Origin of the sequence: Photorhabdus sp. P32, from assembly GCF_038085095.1 — a bacterium.
Taxonomy (GTDB): Bacteria; Pseudomonadota; Gammaproteobacteria; order Enterobacterales; family Enterobacteriaceae; genus Photorhabdus; species Photorhabdus luminescens.
On the sequence record NZ_JAZGJN010000194.1, the window covers coordinates 1 to 15,752 of the forward strand.

General features: G+C 43.6%; 12 protein-coding genes, 1 tRNA gene and 2 pseudogenes. 5 read left to right on the forward strand and 10 right to left on the reverse strand.

The features are described from left to right. The 8 genes from V2H77_RS02935 to pepA form a co-directional block, all read right to left on the reverse strand. Window positions 1–119, reverse strand: a 119-nt coding sequence (locus tag V2H77_RS02935) for a helix-turn-helix domain-containing protein (RefSeq protein WP_341497618.1), incomplete at its 3' end; no start/stop codon positions are given. A 207-nt stretch (window positions 120–326) separates the two neighbouring features. Further along, the gene (locus tag V2H77_RS02940; RefSeq protein ID WP_341497611.1) at window positions 327–1,100 is read right to left on the reverse strand and encodes an amino acid ABC transporter substrate-binding protein; all 774 of its coding nucleotides are present in this window, start codon (window positions 1,098–1,100) and stop codon (window positions 327–329) included. Window positions 1,101–1,187: 87 nt separating this feature from the next. Next, complete coding sequence (locus V2H77_RS02945; protein ID WP_341497612.1) at window positions 1,188–1,952, reverse strand: amino acid ABC transporter ATP-binding protein; 765 nt, start codon at window positions 1,950–1,952, stop codon at window positions 1,188–1,190. Next, the gene (locus tag V2H77_RS02950) at window positions 1,930–2,631 is read right to left on the reverse strand and encodes an amino acid ABC transporter permease (protein WP_036782460.1); all 702 of its coding nucleotides are present in this window, start codon (window positions 2,629–2,631) and stop codon (window positions 1,930–1,932) included. The genes V2H77_RS02945 and V2H77_RS02950 overlap by 23 nt, the downstream gene beginning before the upstream one ends. Window positions 2,632–2,904: 273 nt before the next feature. Then, window positions 2,905–3,678: an amino acid ABC transporter substrate-binding protein gene (locus tag V2H77_RS02955; RefSeq protein ID WP_341497613.1), complete on the reverse strand. Its 774-nt coding sequence runs from the start codon at window positions 3,676–3,678 to the stop codon at window positions 2,905–2,907. Window positions 3,679–4,177: 499 nt separating this feature from the next. Then, a complete protein-coding gene (locus V2H77_RS02960; protein ID WP_341497614.1) occupies window positions 4,178–7,075 on the reverse strand; it encodes a valine--tRNA ligase in 2,898 nt (965 codons plus the stop codon). A 13-nt stretch (window positions 7,076–7,088) separates the two neighbouring features. Further along, complete coding sequence (locus V2H77_RS02965) at window positions 7,089–7,538, reverse strand: DNA polymerase III subunit chi (protein WP_011148563.1); 450 nt, start codon at window positions 7,536–7,538, stop codon at window positions 7,089–7,091. Window positions 7,539–7,604: 66 nt separating this feature from the next. Continuing rightward, complete coding sequence (gene pepA, locus V2H77_RS02970; RefSeq protein WP_341497615.1) at window positions 7,605–9,125, reverse strand: leucyl aminopeptidase; 1,521 nt, start codon at window positions 9,123–9,125, stop codon at window positions 7,605–7,607. 286 nt (window positions 9,126–9,411) lie between these two features. Between pepA and lptF the strand changes: the two genes are divergently transcribed. Then, window positions 9,412–10,512, forward strand: a complete 1,101-nt coding sequence (lptF, locus tag V2H77_RS02975) for an LPS export ABC transporter permease LptF (protein ID WP_341497616.1) — start codon at window positions 9,412–9,414, stop codon at window positions 10,510–10,512. Next, on the forward strand, window positions 10,512–11,588 hold the full coding sequence (lptG, locus tag V2H77_RS02980; protein WP_265378112.1) for an LPS export ABC transporter permease LptG: 1,077 nt from the start codon (window positions 10,512–10,514) through the stop codon (window positions 11,586–11,588). The genes lptF and lptG overlap by 1 nt, the downstream gene beginning before the upstream one ends. An 87-nt stretch (window positions 11,589–11,675) precedes the next feature. Here the strand turns inward: lptG and ampH are convergent, their stop codons facing one another. Next, window positions 11,676–12,893: a D-alanyl-D-alanine-carboxypeptidase/endopeptidase AmpH gene (ampH, locus tag V2H77_RS02985; RefSeq protein ID WP_341497617.1), complete on the reverse strand. Its 1,218-nt coding sequence runs from the start codon at window positions 12,891–12,893 to the stop codon at window positions 11,676–11,678. Window positions 12,894–13,299: 406 nt separating this feature from the next. Here ampH and V2H77_RS02990 point away from each other — a divergent pair. After that, a tRNA-Leu gene (locus V2H77_RS02990) sits at window positions 13,300–13,384 on the forward strand. 180 nt (window positions 13,385–13,564) lie between these two features. Continuing rightward, window positions 13,565–14,191, forward strand: a complete 627-nt coding sequence (locus V2H77_RS02995; RefSeq protein ID WP_341497619.1) for a tyrosine-type recombinase/integrase — start codon at window positions 13,565–13,567, stop codon at window positions 14,189–14,191. On the opposite strand, the pseudogene V2H77_RS03000 reads toward V2H77_RS02995, so the two are convergent. Beyond that, window positions 14,167–14,529: pseudogene (locus tag V2H77_RS03000) on the reverse strand (helix-turn-helix domain-containing protein); the annotation flags it as partial. The gene V2H77_RS02995 and the pseudogene V2H77_RS03000 overlap by 25 nt on opposite strands. A gap of 366 nt (window positions 14,530–14,895) precedes the next feature. Between V2H77_RS03000 and V2H77_RS03005 the strand changes: the two are divergent. Beyond that, a pseudogene (locus V2H77_RS03005) lies at window positions 14,896–15,752 on the forward strand (IS982 family transposase); the annotation flags it as partial.

The window sequence follows — 15,752 nt, forward strand, 5'->3', positions numbered from 1 at the left end:
CTGCTGATGGTCGATGGGCTTCTCTTAAGTGACTCAGCAATGAAACGCTGTGAAAAACCCGCTTTTTTTAAACTGGAAATCTGGTATCTTTCTGTCTCGGTCAGTTGTGTATAGGCCATAGTGCATTTTCCTGTGGCGGGAAAGATGCCTACTATAGCAACTGACCGCCTTTCTGAAAAATTGCACTTATTAGTCGAATCCGCCTAAAGTAATTATTAACGAGGAAATATTAATTTAATAATGATTAGAGTTTTTTGAGTGTAAAAACAGTAATAATTAATTGATAAATAGAAAACCACCTCTTGTAAGCAGAGGCGGTTATTTTCTTATTTGGAAACATCGGTACCGAAATACTGAGTAGAAATGCGTAGATAGGTGCCATCGGCTTTGATATCAGCTAGTGCTTTATCGATAGCGGCTTGTAGTTCTGATTCGCCTTTACGAATTAGCACACCGACTGAATCGCCATTGGGTTCGGTTGCAACAACTTTTACCGGCGCATTGGGTCTGTGCTTCCTAAAATCGAGATAGGACAGATTATCGTTGATAGTGGCATCAGCCCTGCCTGTAGCAACCAAATCGATTGCCTGATTAAACCCTTCGGTAGGAACGATTTCCGCACCGAAACGTTTTGCTAATTGGGCGTAATTGCTGGTTAAACTATGGCTTGAGGTTTTACCTTTCAGATCGCTGAACGTTTTTATATTGTCATTATTTTTCCGGGTGATAAGTACAGCTTTAGATATGATATACGGTGCGGAAAAATCATATTTCTTTTGGCGTTCTGGCGTAATCGCGACCTGATTAAGTACCGCGTCATAGCGTTTGGCATCCAGCCCGGCAATAAGCCCATCCCATTTGCCTTCGGTAAACTCGGCTTTGACATTCAGACGTCGTGCGATTTCGCGGCCAATATCAATATCAAATCCAGTCAAGGCTCCAGAGGCATCGTGATAGGTAAATGGCGGGTAGGTTCCTTCGGTAGCGATTTTGAACACACCTGTTGATTTAATATTATCAAGGCCAGACTCTGCATGCGCAGAATAGGCAATGCCGAATTGAATAACACCCGCTAATAATGCGGTAAGCAACGTTTTCATTTTCTTTCTCCAAACTGTTAAAAAATTTATTTGATGGTCATCAACTGATTCTCAGATCAATTACGGCAAAGTTATTTTAACGGTGGGTTATATCTCCCAATCTGGTAAGGTATTGGTTAAGGTTGAAACAAATTCCACAGTACGTTGTTTAAGGGCACGGGTAAAAATCGTTTTCGATGTTCCTGATTCGACAATTTCCCCGGATTCTAAAAATATGACGTCGTGGGCAAGATTTGCTGCTAAACGCAGATCATGGGTAGCCATTAACATCGTGGTTCCTTCTTTAGCCAACTGCTTTAATACGGCGACAACTTCCTGCGATAATTCTGGATCAAGTGCGGAAGTTGGCTCGTCGCATAATAACACTTTGGGCGAAGGCGCTAGTGCCCGGGCAATCGCTACGCGTTGTTGCTGACCACCGGATAGTGTGGTTGGAAAGACATCGGCCTTGTGTGACATGTCGACCTTTTCCAGCAGTTCAAGCGCTCGCTGTTTAGCCTGTTCACGTGACCATTTCTGAACCCAGATTAACCCTTCCATAATGTTTTCAATGACTGTGAGGTGAGGGAAAAGCTGAAAATTTTGAAACACCATGCCGGTTTGTTGGCGAATCCGTTGTATATCCTTGTGAGCAATCCGTCCTTTTCCGGTGAAGGTCATGCTTTCATTGCCGATCTGGAGTTTCCCGGCCTGGGGCGTTTCTAATAAGTTGATGCAGCGTAATAGCGTGCTTTTGCCGCTTCCAGATGGGCCAATCAGTGCGGTCAGATTGCCTTCCTCAATGGTGAGATCGATTTTTTTCAGGACCTTGTGCCCGTCAAAACTTTTTTCAATGCCGGAGAGTTGGATCATCTTTTAATTCCTGTGTGTCACTCTTTTGTGAAAACTTCTTTTCCAGACGGGCTTGTAGTGATGACAACACTGAACTGATTATCAGATAAAGTATTGCCGCTTCAGTATAAAGAATGAGAGGTTGATAAGTCACCGCAGCAATACGTTGTGCAGCAAGGAAAAGTTCCGGTACGGTAATGACTGAGGCCAGTGAAGTATCTTTCACCAGTGAAATAAATGTGTTTGAGAGTGGCGGAATCGCGATTCTTGCGGCTTGAGGTAGAATAATCCGACGTAATGATTGTGTCCAGCTCATACCGATAGAATAAGCGGCTTCCCACTGCCCTTTTGGCACAGACAATAAAGTCGCGCGAATCACCTCGGAGGTATAGGCGCCAATATTCAAAGTGAAACCAATCACCGCTGAGGTGAATGCGCCTAACGTAATGCCGACGCTAGGTAAGGCATAAAAAATAAGAAACAGTTGTACCAGCAACGGCGTGCCGCGGATCAGCCAGACGTAGAATTTGGCGACGGCAATCAGCGGTTTTGGCCCGTAAAGCCGGATAAGCGCCACGATAAAACCCAGTATGATGCCGAGAGTAAAGGTAATAAGCGTTAGTGGAATAGTGAAAGTAAAGCCCGCATAAAGCATAGGCCAAAAAGAGTCAAGTACTAAATTGAACCAAGAGGGTTCCATATATTTTCCCTATCGTGTGTAATATAACAATATATTTATATGTGATTTTTTCTAAATATCATATGGCAAGCTGTGAATTTGTATATATAAAATAAAGTTATATCATATTGTCATTTTGGATATATAAAATAATTTTTATAAATTAATATGTTTTATATTTAATTCAAATAATTACTTATTATTCAATTCAACGGAATTAATGATAAAGTTCCCTAGTCAGAATTTGTCTTCAATCTCCAGGAAACTTTATATTTGAGAGCGGGAATATTTCACTTATTCGGGAGGATTATCGCCAAAATAGTGAGCCCAGATACGCTGATAAGTACCATCGGCTTTGATGTCAGTAATCGCTTTATCAATAGCAGCTTTTAATTCTGACTCCCCCTGACGGAGTAAAACCGCTGTCTGCCCTGCATTGGGGCTGGTGGCGATAATTTTTACCGGTGCGTTTGGTTTGTGCTTTTTATAGTCCAGATAAGATAAGTTATCATTAATAGTGGCATCGGCTCTGCCGGTACTCACCAGTTCGATTTCCTGACTGAATCCATTCGTGCCGATAATTTCTGCACCGTTATCTCTTGCTATTTGGGCGAAGTTGTTGGTTAGAGTATGTGCTGAGGTTTTGCCTTGTAAGTCACTGAATGTTCTTATGTTATGGTTATCTTTATTAATGATAAGTACCGCTTGAGATGTGATATAGGGGATGGAGAAGTCATATTTTTTCTTGCGCTCGGGTGTAATCGTAATTTGATTAATTACTGCATCAGAACGTCCAGCATCCAACCCGGCAATTAGTCCGTCCCATTTTCCTTCAATAAATGTTGGTTTGACATTCAACCGGTGTGCAATTTCACGGCCAATGTCGACATCAAAGCCGGTTAAAGTACCTGAAGCATCGTGATAAGTAAATGGTGGATAAGCGCCTTCAGTTGCTATTTTGAATATGCCGGTGGATTTAATCTTATCAAGGGTTGATTCTGCATTAGCTGAATGTACGAGACCGAGTTGGATAGTACTTGCCAATAATAGAGTAAGAATTGTTTTCATTTTATTTCTCCGGGTTGTTATAAATTAGTGAATTAATTTATTGCGTTGGAAATGTGTGATCCTTGTGGGCTTCATGTCTGTTTTGGTTGCTGCTTGTACTCTATATTGACTATTTATTGCCACCTTAAATAGATCATTCGGAGCAATAACTAATTGAATGTTGAATTAAACTAAAGTTGCATTATTGTTTTCATTTTTATTTGTAATAATATATTTATATGATTTCATTCTCTATATAATATGCCAAATCTAATGGTTTATATATAAAATAAAATTATATCATATTGTCATTTAAGATGTATAAATATGGAAAAGAATAAAACAGATGATTATTCATATTAATAGGATTGATATTGTTATTTTCAATGTATTTGATGATTCTTATATATAATCGGTTGAATTTACATTTTATTATTAATTTTATCGTTTACTATTTAAACTAAAAAGCCACTGACAATGAATTGCAGTGGCTTTGGTGAGAATTTATTTTTTGAGAATATTACAATGCGGCAATCGTTTCTTTCTGAGCCAGCAACTTCTCTTTTGATGTATTGCAGCTTGCCAAACGTTCACGCTCTTTGGCTACAACAGCTTCGGGCGCACGGCTGACGAAACCTTCATTTGACAGCTTGCCTTCAATGCTGCCAATTTCTTTATCCAGCTTCTCAATCTCTTTATTCAAACGGCTTAGTTCAGCTTCTTTATCCACTAAGCCAGCCATTGGGATTAATACTTCTGCGCCATTAATCAGTTTAGTGACAGAAATCGGCGCTTCTTCACCCGCAGACAGAAGCGTAACAGAAGATAAGCGGCCCATTGCCTGAATAAAATTCAGGTTTTCCGCTACACGACGTTGCGCATCAGCGTCGGCATTACGTAGCAAAACTTCCAATGGTTTGCCTGGTGCGATATTCATTTCAGCACGGATATTACGTACTGCAATAATCGCTTCTTTAATCCATTCCAGATCGTTCAGCGCCAGCTCATCCGTTTTCGCTAGATCAAATTCAGGGAACGGTTGCAACATAATGGTATCTGCTTCAATCCCTTTAACCACTTTCACCCGTTGCCAGATGGTTTCGGTAATAAATGGAATAATCGGGTGAGCCAGACGCAATAATCCTTCCAGAACTTCAATCAGAGTATGACGGGCGCCACGAACTTCTGCTTGTGAACCTTTGTTAATTGCCGGTTTAGAGAGCTCCAGATACCAGTCACAGAACTGGTTCCAGGTGAATTCATAAAGAATATTGGCAGCCATATCGAAACGATATGTATCCAGTGCTTCACGGTAAGCTTTTACTGTCTGGTTAAATTCAGCCAGAACCCACCGATCAGCCAGTGATAGCACCATTTCACCGCCATTTTGGCCGCAATCCTGACCTTCTGTATTCATTAGAACAAAGCGGCTGGCATTCCACAATTTGTTACAGAAATTACGGTAACCTTGCAGGCGTTTCATATCCCAGTTGATATCACGACCTGTTGAGGCCAGCGCTGCTAATGTAAAGCGCAGGGCATCGGTACCATGCGCTTCAATACCTGTCGGGAATTGCTTCTCGGTACGTTTACGGATTTTTTCAGCCAACTGGGGCTGCATCATATTGCCGGTACGTTTTTCTAGCAGATCTTCCAGAGAAATACCGTCAACCATGTCCAGTGGGTCAATGACATTCCCTTTGGATTTGGACATCTTCTGGCCTTCTTCATCCCGGATAAGACCAGTCATATAGACAGTCTTAAATGGAACTTGAGGTTTGCCATTTTCATCTTTGATGAAATGCATGGTCATCATGATCATACGGGCAATCCAGAAGAAAATAATATCAAAGCCACTCACCAACACATCGGTTGGGTGGAAGGTCTTCAACGCGTCAGTTTGTTCAGGCCAACCAAGAGTAGAAAAAGTCCATAAACCGGAAGAGAACCAAGTATCCAGTACATCTTCATCTTGGTTTAAAGAGATATCCGCGCCCAGATTGTTTTCACGACGGACTTCTTCTTCACTGCGACCAACATAAACATTACCGTTGGCGTCATACCATGCCGGAATGCGGTGGCCCCACCATAATTGGCGAGAGATACACCAATCCTGAATATCGCGCATCCAGGAGTAATACATATTTTCATATTGCTTAGGTACAAACTGGATATCGCCATTTTCAACGGCTTCGATAGCCACTTTCGCCAGAGGCGCAGTACGGACATACCATTGATCAGTCAGCATAGGTTCAATAACCACACCGCCGCGATCGCCATAAGGAACGGTCAGATCATGAGCTTTAATTTCAACCAGCAAACCCAGTCTTTCGAATTCAGCCACAATAGCTTTACGGGCGGCAAAACGCTCTATGCCTTGATATTCAGCCGGAATATCAGAACTGTAGGTATCAGAAATCTCGCCATGAGTATCGAAAACTTCTGCTTCATGACGGATGTTGCCATCAAGAGTCATGATATTGATCATCGGCAGAGCATGACGTTTACCCACTTCATAGTCATTGAAATCATGGGCAGGTGTGATTTTCACACAACCGGTACCTTTTTCCATATCCGCATGTTCATCGCCGACAATAGGAATGCGACGGTTAACTAATGGCAGAATGATTTCTTTGCCAATTAAATCCTTATAACGCGGATCTTCCGGGTTAACGGCTACGCCGGTATCCCCTAGCATAGTTTCAGGCCGGGTAGTTGCAACGATCAGGTAATCTTTCCCTTCTGCGGTTGTGACGCCATCGGCCAATGGATAACGTAGATGCCACATAGAACCTTTAACTTCACGGTTCTCAACTTCCAGATCGGAAATTGCAGTGTGCAATTTCGGGTCCCAGTTAACCAAGCGCTTACCGCGATAAATGAGATTTTCTTGATACAAACGGACAAAGGCTTCTTTTACGGCGTTGGATAGACCTTCATCCATAGTGAAACGCTCGCGCTCCCAGTCAACGGAGTTACCCAAGCGGCGCATTTGGTTGGTAATCGTACCTCCGGATTCTGCTTTCCACTGCCAGATCTTATCGATAAACGCATCACGGCCATAATCGTGACGGGTTTTGCCTTCTTCTGCCGCGATCTTGCGTTCAACCACCATTTGAGTAGCAATACCTGCGTGGTCAGTGCCGGACTGCCACAAAGTATTTTTGCCCTGCATTCGCTGATAACGGATCATGGTATCCATAATGGTTTGCTGAAACGCATGGCCCATGTGCAGGCTACCGGTCACGTTTGGCGGCGGGATAACAATACAGAAGCTCTCACGGCTGGTATCGCTGTTAGGTTTGAAGTAACCACTTTTCTCCCAATGGTTATAAAGAGGCTGCTCAATTTCTTTAGGATTGTACGTCTTATCGAGAGATGGCTCGGCTTGCGTTTGAGTTGCGGGTGTTTTTTCCATTTTATCTTGATACTTAGTATGTTGGCGGCGTTGCCATGGTCAAATTAAAGCCGACGCTACGATATGATTTATATCGTTCACGCGCCAACTGTTTCAAATTTTCATCTATAGGAACGAAGTCTATCACTTCATGGAAAGCGGTGGCAAAGTCTGCAAATTGCGGCAACAGATTTATTAGGATATCACGGGGCGCATTTCCCCGTTTTTGCGGCCAACATAACTCAACCGGCGCGCCATATCTTGGCCCTTCGCCAGCAAGATTATGTGGGACGAACTGATGAGGCTCTCGTTGCCATAAGGCTTCATCTAACTTTTCTGCCTGTTGTTGATTTTCACAGGCAATGAGCACCCGTTTTCCTGCTCGCCATTGGTCAGCCGCAAATTGACATGCCAGCCATTCGTGAGCTTGCAAATCTGCCTGAGGTGATGGCTGTTCCAGTAAATAAAACGTGGCACTTTTCATAATGTCTCTGTTACGGAGAAAGGGCATTGTCAAATGCCCTTTTGATAAGCTAAGCGGGGAATCAAATTAATCGTCGTTATTGATACCGGCACTTCCTGCCCGATTTAACAGGAATTGTGACAGTAGTGCAACTGGGCGACCTGTTGCGCCTTTTGCTTTACCTGAACGCCAGGCCGTACCTGCGATATCCAGGTGCGCCCAGTGATATTTTGTTGCGAAGCGGGACAAGAAACAGGCGGCGGTAATCGCACCACCCCCACTGCCGCCGGTATTCGCCAGATCGGCAAAGTTAGAGTCGATTTGCTCAAGAAACTCGTCAGTCATTGGTAGGCGCCATGCGCGATCACCGGCTTGTTCTGAAGCATTGAGTAACTCATGGGCCAATGGATTATGGTTGGATAACAATCCACTGTAATGGTTACCAAGAGCTGTGATGCAAGCACCGGTCAGTGTAGCGATATCAATGACTAATTCTGGATCAAAACGTTCAACGTAAGTTAATGCGTCGCACAGAACCAGACGGCCTTCGGCATCGGTGTTGAGTACTTCGACAGTCTGACCAGATAGAGTGGTTAAAATATCTCCAGGTCGGTAAGCGCGACCGCCTGGCATATTCTCGCAACCAGCCATGACGCCAATGACATTGAGCGGCAATTGTAGCTCAGAAACCACGCGCATCACGCCATAAACTGTTGCAGCCCCACACATATCGTATTTCATCTCATCCATGCCGCCAGCAGATTTGATTGAAATACCGCCGGAGTCAAAAGTCAGTCCTTTGCCAACCAAGATGATGGGTTTGGCATTTTTATCAGAACTGCCTTTATATTCCATGACTGACATCAGAGATTCATTTTGAGAACCTTGACCAACCGCCAGATAGGCATTCATGCCTAGCTCTTTCATCTGCTCTTCACCAATCACTTTTGTTGTAATATGGCTATTGGCAGAATCTGCGAGCTGACGTGCTTGAGAAGCCAGATAAGCTGCATTACAGATATTGGGCGGCATATTACCAAGATCTTTGGCCGCTTTGATACCGGCAGCAATGGCAAGGCCGTGCTGGATTGCACGTTCACCGCTGGTTAGCTCCCGACGGGTCGGAACATTGAAAACCATTTTACGCAGCGGGCGGCGCAACTCATTTTTATTACTTTTTAGCCGGTTGAAAACATAGAGAGACTCTTTTGCTGTTTCCACCGCTTGACGTACTTTCCAATAATTATTGCGGCCTTTAACATGCAATTCTGTTAAGAAGCAAACAGCTTCCATTGAACCCGTTTCATTGAGGGTATTGATAGTTTTCTGAATAATCTGTTTATACTGGCGTTCATCCAATTCGCGCTCTTTACCACAGCCGATAAGCAGAATACGTTCAGATAACACATTGGGAACATGATGCAGCAGCAGTGATTGACCAACTTTGCCTTCTAGTTCACCGCGGCGCAGCAATGCACTGATGTAACCATCACTTATTTTATCGAGTTGTTCAGCGATAGAGGAAAGGCGGCGAGGTTCGAAAACGCCGACAATGATACATGCACTACGCTGTTTTTCCGGGCTACCGCTTTTTACACTAAACTCCATGCGTTCTCCTGAATCTTAAAGACAAAGACGGATGCTATCGCTAAAATATAGCGTTCCGCATTAATCTACCCCATAGAAAATTAACTATTTATGTTAAGCTAAGCGCACTATTTGTTATTGTTTAGCTAACTATATAAGTATGTTCTGACTGGGAACCTGAATATGGAATGCTTCGATATCATTTTAGCAGTGAGGAAGCCAAACTGATGCACATAATAAATGGTATATATACAATGAAGTTAGCGATTTTCCTGCAAAAAGACAAGTTTTCACAGGCGTAATAAGCGTGATCATCATTAGATATCTGGTACGGGAAACCCTGAAAAGCCAAGTTGCGATACTCTTTATCCTTTTACTGATCTTTTTCTGTCAAAGATTAGTCGAAATTTTGGGTGCCGCAGTGGAAGGGGACGTCCCGGCAAATTTAGTTTTATCCTTGTTAGGATTAGGCGTGCCTGAAATGGCGCAGTTGATTTTGCCCCTGAGTCTGTTTCTTGGGATATTGATGACTTTCAGTAAACTCTATACTGAAAGTGAAATAACTGTTATGCATGCGTGTGGTTTGGGCAAGCGCGTGCTGGTGGTTTCGGCGCTTATTATGGCGTTGTTAACTTCCGTGTTAGCGGCAGTGAATGTCATTTGGGTCATGCCGTGGTCTTCGAAATATCAGGAACATGTGGTGGCTGATGCTAAAGCTAATCCAAGTTTAGCGGCTATCATGGAAGGGCGGTTCAAACCTTCCGAAGATGGTAATTTGGTGCTCTATATTGGCAACGTGCACGGCAATAAATTTGAAAACGTATTCCTTGCCCAACTTCGTCCCGTTGATAACCAGCGTCCTTCCGTGGTGATCTCTGATGGTGGTCATATGGTGGAGCGGTCTGATGGCAAACAGGTGGTTATCCTTAATCATGGCACCCGTTATGAAGGCACGGCAATGTTGCGTGATTTTAGGATCACTGAGTTCCATGATTATCAAGCCATTGTCGGGCATCAGACTTCAATCGTAGATAGTAATAAAGTTGAACAGAAGTCTATTGTTCAGTTATGGCAGGATGATGATAAGCATTCCCGCGCTGAGTTCCATTGGCGTTTGACTCTGGTGCTCTCGGTACTGATTATGGCCATGATGGTTGTACCGTTAAGCGTGGTAAACCCGCGTCAAGGGCGAGTACTCAGTATGTTGCCTGCGATGCTGCTATATCTAATTTTCTTCTTACTACAAAGTTCTCTGCGTTCTAACGGCAGTAAAGGCAAATTGGACCCTCTTATCTGGATGTGGTTAGTTAACGGGGCTTATTTAACGCTGGCGCTGGTTCTCAATATTTGGGATACCTTGCCGATGCGTAGGATTCGGGCTCGTTTCAAAGGCAGAGGAGTAGCCTGATGTTTGGTGTATTAGATCGTTATATCGGGCGGACTATTCTACAGACTATTCTGATGACGCTGTTTATGCTGGTATCGCTTTCCGGCATTATTAAGTTTGTTGATCAATTAAGAAAAGTGGGGCAGGGGGAATATACCACTATTTCCGCGGGTCTTTATGCTCTGTTAAGCGTACCGAAAGATATTCAGATATTCTTCCCGATGGCCGCTTTGCTTGGCGCCTTACTGGGTCTTGGCACGCTGGCGACCCGTAGTGAATTGGTGGTCATGCAGGCGTCTGGATTTACCCGTATGCAGATTGCTGGCTCAGTAATGAAAACCGCTATTCCGTTGGTGATCCTGACTATGGTTATCGGTGAATGGGTCGCGCCACAAGGTGAACAGATGGCACGTAATTACCGGGCTCAGAAGATGCTTGGTGGTTCTCTGGTTTCAACAACGAAAGGTATGTGGGCGAAAGATGGGGATGATTTTATCTACATCCAGCGGATTGTGAGTGATACAGAGATTAAAGGCGTCAATATCTATCATTTTAGTGATGATAAAAAACTACTCTCTGTAAAGTATGCGGCCAGTGCGGTTTATGATGAAGATAGCGATCTGTGGAAGCTTTCTCAGGTGGAAGAATCCGATCTGACAGACAGTAAAAAAATCACTGGCTCACAACGTCTTTCTGCTGATTGGAAAATTCTCCTGACGCCAGAACAGTTGAATGTGGTAGCGCTTGAGCCTGAAGCGCTTTCCATCAGCGGCTTATATCAGTACATCAAGTACCTTAAGCAGAGTGAACAGGAGTCAGGTCGTTATCAACTGAATATGTGGAAAAAAATATTTGCCCCACTTTCAGTTGCAGTAATGATGTTGATGGCGCTCTCTTTCATCTTCGGACCACTGCGTAGTGTGCCGATGGGGGTGAGGATAGTAACAGGGATCAGCTTTGGTTTCCTATTCTATGTACTTAATGAGATCTTTGGTCCACTGAGCTTGGTGTACAACATGCCTGCGGTTTTGGCGGCACTGTTGCCAAGCTTATTGTTCCTTACTGTGAGTATTTATTTACTCCTTAAGAGACAGTAGCTTTTAGCAATCAAGGCGCCATAGGGATAGGGTTTTTGGCTAAGAAGAACCCTATCCTGAGCATCTCGATTTTAAGATGTAATAAGATCACGCCTGATGATGATTCCTCGACAATGCCGTTACCAGTTGATTAACCCCGGTTGTTACGCTACTGAACTGGCTGCGTTGTTTACGAGTGATAACCACAAACACCCCGATATTTTGTTCGGGGATCATTGCCATATACGTATTAAACCCGCCGCCGCCGCCGGTTTTCTGATAAATACCCGGTACATCACCACGGGCGTTCATGTAAACCCAACCAAGGCCAACGCCATCTGCCTGACCGGCAACATCCATCCCTTTAATTGAAGCCAGAGCGGAACGTTTAAAATAAATACCTTGCTCGCGACTCGCGGTTTGTTTGCGTAACTGACTGTCTGATGATAAAAATTGCTGCATCCAACGCTGCATATCCTTTGGTGTTGAATAGATTCCACCGCTGCCTGCCGCAGCAATCGTATTAAGACACGGACTCGGCTTATAACTTTCCATCAAACGAGCACACTGGGAACGGTTTGGTGTCAGTGTCGTGTCTTTCATGTAATAAGGGCCGGTGATCTTATCATGTAACAAACGGGTATATGGCTTACCCGTAGCCTTAGAGAGCGCATCTGCCAATAAATCGTAGGCCAGATTGGAATAAGATGCTGTTGTGCCTGGTGCGGAGTCTAATTGAGCTGTTTTTAACCAGACCCAGCGATTGGCTTGTGTAGGCCAGACAAAAACAGGGCGTCCCCATTTACCTCCCGGCTGCTCACGAGGTAAGCCACTGGTATGGCTTGCCAGGTGGAACAACCGGATAGGTTGAAGAGGGCTGTATTGGGGCACTTTCACGCCATAATAGCTATAGTCCTGCAACGGATCGGTGGAGCGCAGAACCTCATCCTCTTCTAATTTGATCATAACCTCACTGGTCATCAACTTAGTTAGCGAGGCAATACGGATGATAGAATCGGGCTTCGGACGGATACCATTTCCTGGACGGGTTTCACCGAAACTACGGTAAACCGTCTGATTATTATCAATCACCACCATCGCCATGCCTTGCGCATTGCTGCCGTTGAAAATATCCTGTGCATACTGATCAACCAACTGTGAAGCTAGCTTTTTAGTTCTCGCATTGCCTTCGAACACTTCCCATTTCAATGGTTGTTTCTTTGGTTGCAAAAACTTTGCCGAAAATGTTTTATTTGAAGAAGAGCAGGCTGTAAGAGCCAACACTATGGCAGAAACAGAGAAGATCTTAAAAAACTGTTTATTCATTTTGAATTGACCAATCGGCATATTTCCAGTGAATTCACAAACAGGATAAAGATAACAAAAGCTGTTATTTATTCTTCTTAAACAGCATCATCAACGCGCCAATGACAATGCCCAAAAAGATCCCGGCGCCAATCCAGCTAATAATCGTCATAACCATTTACCTCATAGCGAATTATCATGCTGAGATTATATAAGGTGATTATAGGTTGTCTATCGACGTCAGGTAGAAAAGATATTGCTGGGTGTATTTATTTAAGGCTTTTATGTTCAGTAATTGAACGCACATTTGTTTTGAGAGATGGGTTTGATCTTTTTTTCGACACTTAAACCAAAGTTAGAAGGATAACAGTTGCTAACAGATCGCTGACAGGTATAATGGCCCTCGTTTTCCGCATACTACTTCAGTGCCGAAGTGGCGAAATCGGTAGACGCAGTTGATTCAAAATCAACCGCCTTCGGGTGTGCCGGTTCGAGTCCGGCCTTCGGCACCATTTGACCTTCCAGAGACGTACATAATCTTCCATAACTATCTGAAAAAGTAACAGATTACTTAGTTTTTGGGTCTATAATCGTCCATTCATATCCGTTGACATCCATGATATTTGGGGGTCAAATTGGGAGTCATTTCTTTTCGATAATGAGTTGACCCCCAAATTATGCCTTTAACAGACATGGAAGCTCGTGCGGCAAAGCCCCGTGAAAAAGAATACAAACTTACCGATGTACAAGGTTTGTATCTTCTCATCAAACCCAATGGCTCAAAACGCTGGTATCTGAAATATCGGTTTGCGGGTAAAGAAAGCCGGATTGCTTTAGGTGCATATCCTCAAGTAACATTGGGGAAAGCTAGAGAGCAACGCGATAGTATCAAGATAATGATCCGTAATGGTATCAATCCCAGTAAAAAAAGAGAAGTAGAAAAACAAGAAGCAATTGCCGAAGCCTTAACTTTTGAAAAAGTGGCTAGGGATTGGCACAGTAGCAATAAGCGTTGGTCAACAACGCATTCAGAACGAGTACTGGGTGATCTCCGACGTAATGTTTTCCCTGCGATTGGGAATAAAAGTATTGCAACTTTAGAAGTCAAAGATCTGTTGGCACCTCTCAAAGAGATAGAAAGCAGTGGTCGATTGGAACTTGCTTCCAGACAACAACAAAGGATTACTGCTATTATGCGCTATGCGGTACAAAATGGCTTGATCGCTCGCAATCCTGCTCAAGATCTCAAAGGTGCGTTGGCGATACGCAAATCAACTCATCGTCCTGCTCTTCATTTATTTATGCCGGGAACGGTGTAACTGCTATCCCACCGTTTTTCGACAAGGCGGATAACCGCCTGTGTGGTGGGCAGAAGATTCGCTGTCAGATAAGTGATAAGTTCCTGCGTCTGTGTTTCGCTGAGGTGGCTCTGAGAGCCGCCATTTTCGGGCTTCAGTTTGCGGTGATTAAGATAATCGCTGATATGACGATTAACCATCGTTTCATGCAGGTGCAGGGCCTGAGCGATCATGACAGAACTCCAGCCCTCAGAAGCCAGCAAAACTGCTGTAATGCAATCACACTACCTCTTATCACGGTAGGTGTGATGAAGGTGTTCGAGTTCGGCTTTCTGTTCATCGGTAATGAATATTTTTATGCCGGATACCATGAGCCTCATTTGGGAGAAAATCAAGCAGTTTCAATGAGCACGGGTATAAAAGGATTATCAGATTTTATATTGGAATAAACACAATGATGTAAGCTAAGAGGAGTAAAATGTAAACATAAAAGACAATAAAACTTTAGATGCTTTACTTTTTTGTTTACTAAACCAATTAAAAGCCAATAAATATAATGAGTTATATCTTTCAATTAAACAGAAGGGATTTGAACCTCGATCAGAAAATTTAACGCGGGCTAACTTATTAGTTAACCTGAGTTCTGGATAAGAAATTGACGAGAAGCCTGTTCCGGGAGCAAAGTTTTGGTGAACACCGAAAACAGCTCCGGGGAGGAACAGGCTATGGATAAGTTAGTGGAAATTTTTTGCGATGTCGACGATTTTTGCCGTTTTTTCATCCCTCAGTGGACGCAGTTTTGTCTTGATAACGGATACCGTCTACGCCGCCGACAAGGTCGCATGTATCCCAGTGAAATCATGACTATCCTGATCCTCTTTCATCTGTCACATTACCGTGATTTTAAACATTTTTATCTGGAGCATCTTTGGAAATATCACCACAATGATTTTCCCTCCTTGCTCAGCTTATACCTGTTTTATTCGTGTCGTGCCTTCCGTTTTGGCGCCATTGTGCAGTTATCTGACTCAATTAAAAGGGAAACCGACTGGCATTGCTTTTATTGATTCCACAAGTTTGCGCATTTGTCATAACATTCGCATTGCCCGTCATAAGGTTTTTGAGGGGAGCGCAAAGCGAGGAAAAACCTCGATAGGAGGGTTTTACGGCTTCAAGTTACACTTGGTTGTTAACCATCTGGGTGAAATTCTGGCGCTGAAAGTGACTGCGGGTAATGTAGATGATCGGGAACCGGTTCGCGAATTAACAAAAGAATTAATGGGTTCTCTCTATGGAGATAAAGGTTATCTCAGCCAGGAACTGGCAGACGATTTAGCCAAAACGGGTGTCACTTTCATCACGCAGAAACGTCGTGACATGAAAGCACGTATGCTGGCAGAGTGGGGTAATAGCATGTTATCAAAGCGTTTTATCATCGAAACGATTAATGGGCAATTAAAAACCCTTTCTCAAATAGAGCACTCGCGCCACCGAAGTATAACAGGATTTTTGTTGACCGTTTTAGGTGGTGTGATTGCTTACTGCCTTAAATTAAAAAAACCATCACTGAAAGTTTTCTACT

What these genes read in the sequence shown, in the direction of transcription:
- V2H77_RS02940 (WP_341497611.1), bottom strand. Translation starts at nt 1,100, where the DNA reads ATGAAAACGTTGCTTACCGCATTATTAGCGGGTGTTATTCAATTCGGC.
- V2H77_RS02945 (WP_341497612.1), bottom strand. Translation starts at nt 1,952, where the DNA reads ATGATCCAACTCTCCGGCATTGAAAAAAGTTTTGACGGGCACAAGGTC.
- V2H77_RS02950 (WP_036782460.1), bottom strand. Translation starts at nt 2,631, where the DNA reads ATGGAACCCTCTTGGTTCAATTTAGTACTTGACTCTTTTTGGCCTATG.
- V2H77_RS02955 (WP_341497613.1), bottom strand. Translation starts at nt 3,678, where the DNA reads ATGAAAACAATTCTTACTCTATTATTGGCAAGTACTATCCAACTCGGT.
- V2H77_RS02960 (WP_341497614.1), bottom strand. Translation starts at nt 7,075, where the DNA reads ATGGAAAAAACACCCGCAACTCAAACGCAAGCCGAGCCATCTCTCGAT.
- V2H77_RS02965 (WP_011148563.1), bottom strand. Translation starts at nt 7,538, where the DNA reads ATGAAAAGTGCCACGTTTTATTTACTGGAACAGCCATCACCTCAGGCA.
- pepA (WP_341497615.1), bottom strand. Translation starts at nt 9,125, where the DNA reads ATGGAGTTTAGTGTAAAAAGCGGTAGCCCGGAAAAACAGCGTAGTGCA.
- lptG (WP_265378112.1), top strand. Translation starts at nt 10,512, where the DNA reads ATGTTTGGTGTATTAGATCGTTATATCGGGCGGACTATTCTACAGACT.
- ampH (WP_341497617.1), bottom strand. Translation starts at nt 12,893, where the DNA reads ATGAATAAACAGTTTTTTAAGATCTTCTCTGTTTCTGCCATAGTGTTG.
- V2H77_RS02995 (WP_341497619.1), top strand. Translation starts at nt 13,565, where the DNA reads ATGGAAGCTCGTGCGGCAAAGCCCCGTGAAAAAGAATACAAACTTACC.